This window comes from Streptomyces sp. NPDC005533 (assembly GCF_042871845.1).
In the GTDB taxonomy this organism is placed as follows: Bacteria; Actinomycetota; Actinomycetes; order Streptomycetales; family Streptomycetaceae; genus Streptomyces.
In genome coordinates, this window is the sequence record NZ_JBIAJH010000104.1 from 1 (window position 1) to 7,043 (window position 7,043).

Consider the following 7,043-nt stretch of genomic DNA (forward strand, 5'->3'; position numbering starts at 1 on the left):
TTAGCGCCGGAAATTCTGACCCAAATAAGTCGAGCTTCATATCAATGGACTCGACCGATGCAAGTATCAACACGCTCTACCACTTCGCCTGGAAGCACTGCCCTTAAGGCTGCCGATAACCGCAGGTCACCGGTGAAAGGTCTGTAGATCCCTGTCACTCGGGGACATCCCGGGGACATGACCCTCACCGGCCCGCCCCTGTCCGGCTCCACCCTGCCACCGGCTTGCAGACCGGCCCAGCAGCACCCCTCCCCGTCCAGGCCGGTTCTGCTGGCCGCGATGACCTACTGGCGGACGCTCTCGGTACTCCGGCAGCGGATCGTGTCCTGAACCGGTTCTTCTTAGGTAATGGCTGGTTGTGCATTGGCCTGCTGGCGTTGGTGCCGGGGGCCAGTTCAGTGCGAGATCTTGTGAACGAGGTCGGCGGGTTCTTGACCTGCTGTGACGTCGGTACTGCCCACCACATGGCCGACGCCGAGTTCTCGAGCAGGCGCCGGAACTTCCATTCCTGGCCGTAGGCCTCCTCCGCCGTCACCCACGAGGCCGGCCAACCCGCGGCCAGGCAGCGAGTCACGATGACCTTCGCGAGGTCGCCCTTGGTCGCGAAGTCCCGCTCGTCGGGAATCTTGGCGGCCCGGCAGTGTTCCCGGTCGGCTGTCCACGCCCTGGACAGACTCCCGGTCCACCACAGCCTCTCCACGGCTGGTGGCGTGAGCAGCGAACACCCCGATCTGACAGTTGTCGGTCTTTCCCGAGGTGCCGGTGTGCAGCCGGCCCACCCCGGCCGAGACGGTGCCCTTCTTGATGAAACCGGTGTCGACGATGATCAGCACACCACTGGGCCCGAGCTTGCCAGCGACATACTCCCGGACGTCATCACGCAGTGCATCCACGTCCCACACGCTGGAGTTCAGCAACCGCTGGAACCCGTCGGCCTTGACCCTGATTCCTGGACACGGGTTATGTGGCTTTGGCCAGCGTAGTTGTTGTTGTGGTGGTGGTTGCGTAGGCGATGGGGCTGCGTTGTCCGAGGTGGGAGTGGCGGCGTCGGGTGTTGTAGCGGTGCAGCCATGGGAATGCGTCGAGGCGGGCCTCACGCTCGGTGGGCCAGCTCTTGCGGCCTTGGAGCGTCTTTTGAAGGTGGCGTTGAAGGACTCGGCGAGCGCGTTGTCCGCGCTGGATCCGATCGCGCCCATGCTCTGCCTCACCCCTGCTGACCTGCAGGTTTCGGCGAATGCCCGGCTTGTGTACTGGGCTCCGTCGGTGTGCATGATCGCTCCGGTCAGGCTGCCGCGGGTGCGTTGGGCAGCGGCGAGGGCATCGGTGACGAGTTCGACACGCATGTGGTCGGTGATCGTCCAGCCTGCCAGGCGGCGTGAGGCGAGGTCGATGACGGTCGCGAGGTAGCAGAACTTCCCGCCGTCGAGGGGCAGGTAGGTGATGTCACCGACGTACTTCGTGTTCACCTCGGTCGCGGTGACGTCACGCCCGAGCAGGTCCGGCGCCTTCGCCGCGGCCGGGTCCGGCGTGGTGGTGCCATGCCTGCGACAAAGACGCACTACGGCGAGATTGATGCTCCGCATGATGCGGGCGACGCGCTTGTGATTGACGCGTTCGCCCTCGTCACGGAGCTCTGCGGTAACCCTGGGAACGCCGTAAGTACCGTCCGACTCCAGGTGCACGATCGGTATCCGAGCCGCGAGTGGGGCATCGGCCGCCTGCCGGGCGGCCCGGTCACCGGCCGTCGAACGCCAGTAGTAGAAGCTGGAGAGAGATCTCCAGGATCGAGCAGAGCCGCTTCACGCCGTGGCGGCGCTGGTGGTCGGCGACGAACCGGAAGCGGTTCACCAGCGCGTCTCCCCGGCGAAATACTTCGCCGCCTTCCGCAGGATCTCGCGTTCCTCCTCGAGCTCGCGGATCTTCTTGCACAGAGCGGCGTTCTCCCCCTCGATCGGCTTCGCCGGCTCCGCGGGAACCTGGGAACGGTGCCCCCGGGGCCGACTCACGCCGGCCGCCCTCTACTACAGCCGTGAGTCGTGTCTGTTGGGGGTGTGGCGCGTTGGTCTGCTCGTGGATAGGGAGCAGGCGGTGCAGGTCTGGACGGGCTGGTTCGAGGAGTTCTTCGCGGGGCTGGCCGGGGTGTTCGGGCGGAGGGATCGGCAGCGGACGGCGCTGGCGTATCTGAAGGCGCTGATCGCGCCGGTCGAGCGGAAGAACGGCTGGCAGATCGCCGAGCACATCGGGCACGCGACGCCGGATCGCGTCCAGTGGTTCCTGGCTCGCTCAACGTGGGTTGCCGACCAACTCCGTGATGCCGTCCGCTCGTTCGTCATCAGCCATCTGGGCCGGCCCGACGGGGTGCTGGTGCTGGACGAGACGGCCTTCTTAAAGAAGGGGACCAAGTCGGCGGGGGTGGCACGGCAGTACGCCGGGATCACCGGGCAGATCGAGAACTGCCAGGTCATGGTGTTCTGCGCGTACGCCGTCGATACCGGCCGGGCACTGATCGACCGGGAACCCTACGTTCCGGCTGCCTGGACCGGCATGCCGGGCGATGCGGGGCGGTGCCGGGCGGTGCCGGGAAGCAAAGGTCCCCCGTCCGAGAGCGCAGGAGGTGGTGACCAAGCCGGAACTGGGCCGGCGGATGATCGAACGCTGCCGGCGAGCCGGCGTGCCGTTCGGCTGGGTCGCCGCCGACAGCGCCTACGGCCAGGACCGCGGACTGCGCGCCGCCCTGGAGCGCCGCCGCATCCCGTATGTGATGGCCGTCCCCGTGGACGAGACCGTGACCACCCCCGGTATCCGCTCGCTCCGGTCCACGCCCTGGCCAGGGCCGTCCCGCTGATCTTCGAGCGCCGCTCCTGCGGCACGGGGAACCAAAGGACAGCGCCGCCACGACTGCGCGCTGGTGGAGGTCACCTGGCCCGGCGGCGCCGACGGCGGCCCCCGCCGTGGTTTGGTCCACCTGCTGCCGGTCCGCCGCTCCATCGGCGCCCCCTCCCAGCTGGCCTACTTCGCCGTCCACGCCAAGGCCGGCACCCCCATCAGCGAGATCGTCCGCGTGATGGGCCTGCGCTGGTCCATCGAGGACTGCTTCGAAACCGCGAAATCCGACTGCGGACTGGACCACTACGAGGTCCGTACCTGGGACGCCTGGATGCGCCACATCACCCTCTCCATGGCCGTCCTCGCCTTCCTGACCACCACCGCCACCCGCACCGACGACACCACCACCCCGGCGCTGGCCGCCCCGGAACCCGACCAGAGCGGCCACCCCGAAAAGGGGCACCCAGCCGACGCGTTGCGCAGCTGACCCGCTACAGCGCCGAAGAGATCCGCCGACTCCTCACCCGCCTCGCCTGGCCTCCACCGCCGATCACTGCCGCCCTGGTCACAGCCCAATCGCTCTGGCGGCACACCCACCAAACCCGGGCCCTGCCATGCCATCACACAACCCGCAACCGAAGAGACCGCGAACACGACTCACGGCTGTAGTACCTGATCCAGTTCCGCAGGGTTCTTCGGGTTGACCCCCAGACCGGCGGCGATCTGCCTGATCGTCGCCCCCGGCCGCGACTCGTACAGCGCAACCGCGTCCGCCTTGAACTCCGGCGGATAGTTCTTCATGACCACGAGATAACCACCCTCAGACCCACAGGATCCAGTGTCTCGCGTGTCCAGAATCAGGGGTCAAGACCCCCGTTGGCCACGCCCTCTCAAACTCTGCCGCCACCCCACTCGCAGGCCATGCAGATGGAAAGGGTCGGGACAGCGTCCAAGGCAGACCACCGGCTGGCGGATCCGACCCTGACCGTTCAGCGGAAAGTTCGGCAAGTCAGAGTGATCTGCACCCGTGTCTCTCGTTCGCGTTCCCGACCTCTGCCGCGACAGGCTGATCACGAACCGGCTCGTGACATGCTGTCCTTCTCGTTCGGGAGGGCGGAACCGTGACAGAAGTCGGTGGATGGATCTGGGAGCGCAACCTGCGGTCCTTCATGGAGTTGCTGTCGCACTACGTCGGCTATGACTTCGACGTCACCGACTGGAAGACGGTGGCGCTGGCGCTGGCGGGGACCGATGACGAGCGAGCTGAACGCTGGTACGCGTATCCCCTGGTCGGCGACCTTCATCAGGTTGATGTCTGGCTTGCTCGCTCGGTGGGCGGTGACGAGGTTTCCGTGACCGTGAGCGGAATCGAGATGGCCGAACTGGAGATCCGGGCAGACACTCTGCTGTCCGCATTCGCGACTGGTTGAGGGCGAGGGGGCAGAGCAATAGTCAAGAGTTGTGGATCGGTGGGGTTGTTCAGGCTGCGGTGGTCTCGGGGTGGTCGGTGAGGTGGCCGTTGTGGAAGCGGGCGCCTGTGCGGACGAGGGCGACGAGGTCGGCTCGGGTGATTGCGTGCCAGCGGGCCTGGGCGGACTCGACGAGTTTGAAGACCATGGCGACTCTGCTGCTCAATTTGCTGCGGGGGTGGGGCCGGGTCCGCGATGATCGTCTCTGGTCGCTTTCGTGCCGTGCGGCCGTGGAGGTGGGGCGGGTGTCGATGCGGCCGGTGGGGCTGCCGGAGATCCCGGAACAGACGGTGGCGGTTGCGCGGGCGGCGTTCCCGAAGGGGAGCCTGGCGATACGGGCCCGGGATCGGCTCGCAGGGGTTTTCGCTGATGAGCCGTTCGCGGGGGCGTTCGGGGTTCGGGGTGCTCCGGGGCTGTCGCCGGGGGTGTTGTCACTGGTCACGGTGCTGCAGTACTGCGAGGGCCTCACCGATAGACAGGCTGCTGGGATGGCGGTGCGGGCGATCGACTGGAAATACGCCCTCGGGATGGAGCTGAAGGACACCGGTTTCGATGCGAGTGTGCTGTCCAGGTTCCGGGCCCGGCTCGCGGACAACGGTATGGAACGGGTGGTCTTCGACCGGCTCCTTGAGTACTGCAAGGACGCAGGCCTGGTGGGAGCCGGGGGCAGGCAGCGCACTGATTCCACCTATGTGCTCAGCGCGGTGCGGGACTTGAACCGGCTTGAGCTGGCCGGTGAGAGCGTGCGGGCTGCCCTGGAGGCTCTCGCGACCGCGGCGCCGTCGTGGCTGGCGGGGAGAATCGATGTGGCGGAGTTCGCCGAGCGGTACGGGCCCCGCGTGGATGGCTGGCGGATGCCGTCCTCGAAGACGAAGCGTGACCGTCTTGTCCTGGTCTTCGGCCAGGACGCCCTCGCTTTATGCACTGCGGCCTGGGCCGCCGACACCCCGGTGTGGATCCGCGAGATCGAGGCCGTGTGAACCACCCTGGGTTTGTTGGAGGCGGGGTTGTCTGGTTCTCAGGCCGCGGTGGCGGTCTGGGGTGAACGGTAGTGGACGGTCTCATATTCGGTGGGCGGGAGATCGCCGATCGAGCTGTGCAGGCGCCGGTTGTTGTACCAGTCGACCCAGGTCAGCGTGGCCAGCTCGACATCGTCAAGTGTCCGCCACGGACCACCGGGCTTGATCGTCTCGGTCTTGAACAGGCCGATCGTGGACTCCATGAGCGCATTGTCGAGTGCGTCGCCGACAGTCCCGACACTCGGAGCGGCCCCGGCTTCGGACAGGCGCTGGGTGTAGCGAATCGCCAGGTACTGACTGCCGGCGTCGCTGTGATGCACCAGTCCGTCCAGGTCACCGAGTCCTTCGCGGTCGCGGGACCAGATCGCCATCTCCAGCGCGTCCAGGACCAGGCTGGTGCGCATGTGGTCCGCCGCGCGCCAGCCGACGATCTTGCGGGAGAAGACGTCGACGACGAAGGCGACGTAGACGGTGCCCGCCCAGGGGGCCACGTAGGTGAAGTCGGTGACCCACAGCTGGTTCGGTGCCGTGGCGGTGAAGTCCCTGTTCACCAGGTCCTTCGGCCTGGCGGGGGCCGGATCGGTCACGGTGGTGCGGCGCTTCTTGCCGCGGACCGCGCCGGTCAGACCAAGCACACGCATCAGGCGCTCGACGGTGCAGCGCGCCACGCGGATGCCCTCCCGCCGTAACTGCCCGGTGATCTTCCGTGCACCGTAGACCCGGAAGTTGTCCTCATACACGCGGATGATCTCCTTCTTCAGCTTCTCGTCCCGCCGATCCCGGGCCGCGGGCCGGTCCTTCCTCGCGGCGGCGGCGTAATAGGTGGACGGGGCAATCGCAAGTTCCTTGCAGATCAGCTCGACCCCGTACGTTTCCCGGTGCGCGTCGATGAACGCGCTCATCTGGGCAGTTTCGGGTCGAGCTCCCGCGCGAAGAAAACCGAGGCCGCGCGCAGGATCGCGTTGGAGCGCTCCAGCTCTTTGACCTTCCGCTCCAGCTCGGCGATCCGGGCAGCGTCCGAGGTCGAGGTGCCCGGACGCTGCCCGGCGTCGATCTCCGCCCGCTTGACCCACTCCCGCAGGGCCTCACGGTGCACACCGAGCTGGTCGGCGACCCGGGAGATCGAGCCGACCTTCTGCCCGGTCTCCTGACGTATCTCAAACACAAGCCTCACGGCCCGTTCCCGCAGCTCGGCGGGGTACTTCCTTGGTGCTGGCATGACTCCAACCCTTCCAGGGATCAGAGCCTCCAAAAAACCCGGGGCGGTTCAGTGGGCCTGCTGCGGCAGGTCCTCGTGCAGACCTACATCATCTGGTCCGATGCCCGGGGACGGCAGGTGATCAGGAAGCGGGACGCCGACGACGGCGTCCCGCCCGGTCAACTCCGCCTGGCCTCCCCCTACGACACCGACGCACGCTGGGCTGCCAAGGGAGAGGACCTGTTCTGGCTTGGCTACAAGGTCCACCTCACCGAAACGTGCGGCACACTCCCCGAAGCCGAAGCCGAAGCAAGGGCAAGGGTGCAGCCGAATCTGATCACCGATGTGGGCGACTGCGCCGATCCAGCACAAGCTCGCCGGACACGGTGTCAGGCCGGACGAGCACTACCTCGATTCCGGATACCCGCCGGCCGACCTGATCACCAAGGCACTGCAGGACGGAATCCGCATGGTCACCCCGGTCCTTCTGGACCACTCCGCGCAGGCCAAGGCCGCCGAGGGCTTCGCCAA

The 7,043-nt window shown here is 66.9% G+C and carries 8 protein-coding genes, 3 pseudogenes and 1 other annotated feature; of the genes and pseudogenes, 6 read left to right on the forward strand and 5 right to left on the reverse strand.

The features are described from left to right. Positions 1–184: 184 nt before the first annotated feature. A pseudogene (locus tag ACFYP3_RS36535) lies at positions 185–1,715 on the reverse strand (IS3 family transposase); the annotation flags it as partial. 129 nt (positions 1,716–1,844) lie between these two features. Then, on the reverse strand, positions 1,845–2,006 hold the full coding sequence (locus tag ACFYP3_RS36540; protein WP_388842322.1) for a hypothetical protein: 162 nt from the start codon (positions 2,004–2,006) through the stop codon (positions 1,845–1,847). A gap of 133 nt (positions 2,007–2,139) precedes the next feature. On the opposite strand from ACFYP3_RS36540, the pseudogene ACFYP3_RS36545 reads away from it, so the two are divergent. From ACFYP3_RS36545 to ACFYP3_RS36555, 3 genes and pseudogenes are all read left to right on the forward strand, one after another. After that, positions 2,140–2,538: pseudogene (locus ACFYP3_RS36545) on the forward strand (transposase); the annotation flags it as partial. Positions 2,539–2,554: 16 nt separating this feature from the next. Then, entirely contained in the window at positions 2,555–2,845 is a 291-nt protein-coding gene (locus ACFYP3_RS36550) for a transposase (RefSeq protein ID WP_388842324.1), read from the forward strand. Positions 2,846–2,908: 63 nt separating this feature from the next. Beyond that, complete coding sequence (locus ACFYP3_RS36555) at positions 2,909–3,313, forward strand: hypothetical protein (protein ID WP_388842326.1); 405 nt, start codon at positions 2,909–2,911, stop codon at positions 3,311–3,313. A 170-nt stretch (positions 3,314–3,483) separates the two neighbouring features. Here the strand turns inward: ACFYP3_RS36555 and ACFYP3_RS36560 are convergent, their stop codons facing one another. Continuing rightward, positions 3,484–3,633 (reverse strand): transposase, encoded by a 150-nt coding sequence (locus tag ACFYP3_RS36560; RefSeq protein WP_388842328.1) that lies wholly within the window; start codon positions 3,631–3,633, stop codon positions 3,484–3,486. Between the two features lie 314 nt (positions 3,634–3,947). On the opposite strand from ACFYP3_RS36560, the gene ACFYP3_RS36565 reads away from it, so the two are divergent. Then, positions 3,948–4,256 (forward strand): hypothetical protein, encoded by a 309-nt coding sequence (locus ACFYP3_RS36565; protein WP_388842330.1) that lies wholly within the window; start codon positions 3,948–3,950, stop codon positions 4,254–4,256. 49 nt (positions 4,257–4,305) lie between these two features. Here ACFYP3_RS36565 and ACFYP3_RS36570 read toward each other — a convergent pair whose 3' ends face one another. Further along, positions 4,306–4,443 (reverse strand): hypothetical protein, encoded by a 138-nt coding sequence (locus ACFYP3_RS36570; protein WP_388842332.1) that lies wholly within the window; start codon positions 4,441–4,443, stop codon positions 4,306–4,308. On the opposite strand from ACFYP3_RS36570, the gene ACFYP3_RS36575 reads away from it, so the two are divergent. Further along, positions 4,442–5,275, forward strand: coding sequence for a transposase (locus ACFYP3_RS36575; RefSeq protein WP_388842334.1), 834 nt, complete (start codon positions 4,442–4,444; stop codon positions 5,273–5,275). The genes ACFYP3_RS36570 and ACFYP3_RS36575 overlap by 2 nt on opposite strands. Positions 5,276–5,313: 38 nt before the next feature. Here the strand turns inward: ACFYP3_RS36575 and ACFYP3_RS36580 are convergent. Continuing rightward, positions 5,314–6,533, reverse strand: a protein-coding gene (locus ACFYP3_RS36580) for an IS3 family transposase (protein ID WP_388842336.1) whose coding sequence is annotated in 2 segments (ribosomal slippage) — positions 5,314–6,254 and positions 6,254–6,533 — 1,221 coding nt in all. Because the reading frame shifts where the segments join, the coding sequence is not laid out codon by codon here. After that, positions 6,142–6,255, reverse strand: a sequence feature (AL1L pseudoknot). (Overlaps the previous gene by 114 nt.) Positions 6,534–6,855: 322 nt before the next feature. On the opposite strand from ACFYP3_RS36580, the pseudogene ACFYP3_RS36585 reads away from it, so the two are divergent. Next, positions 6,856–7,043, forward strand: a pseudogene (locus tag ACFYP3_RS36585) (IS1182 family transposase); the annotation flags it as partial.

Coding starts and splice junctions, on each gene's coding strand:
- ACFYP3_RS36550 (WP_388842324.1), top strand. CDS start 2,555: ATGCGGGGCGGTGCCGGGCGGTGCCGGGAAGCAAAGGTCCCCCGTCCG.
- ACFYP3_RS36575 (WP_388842334.1), top strand. CDS start 4,442: ATGGCGACTCTGCTGCTCAATTTGCTGCGGGGGTGGGGCCGGGTCCGC.
- ACFYP3_RS36570 (WP_388842332.1), bottom strand. CDS start 4,443: ATGGTCTTCAAACTCGTCGAGTCCGCCCAGGCCCGCTGGCACGCAATC.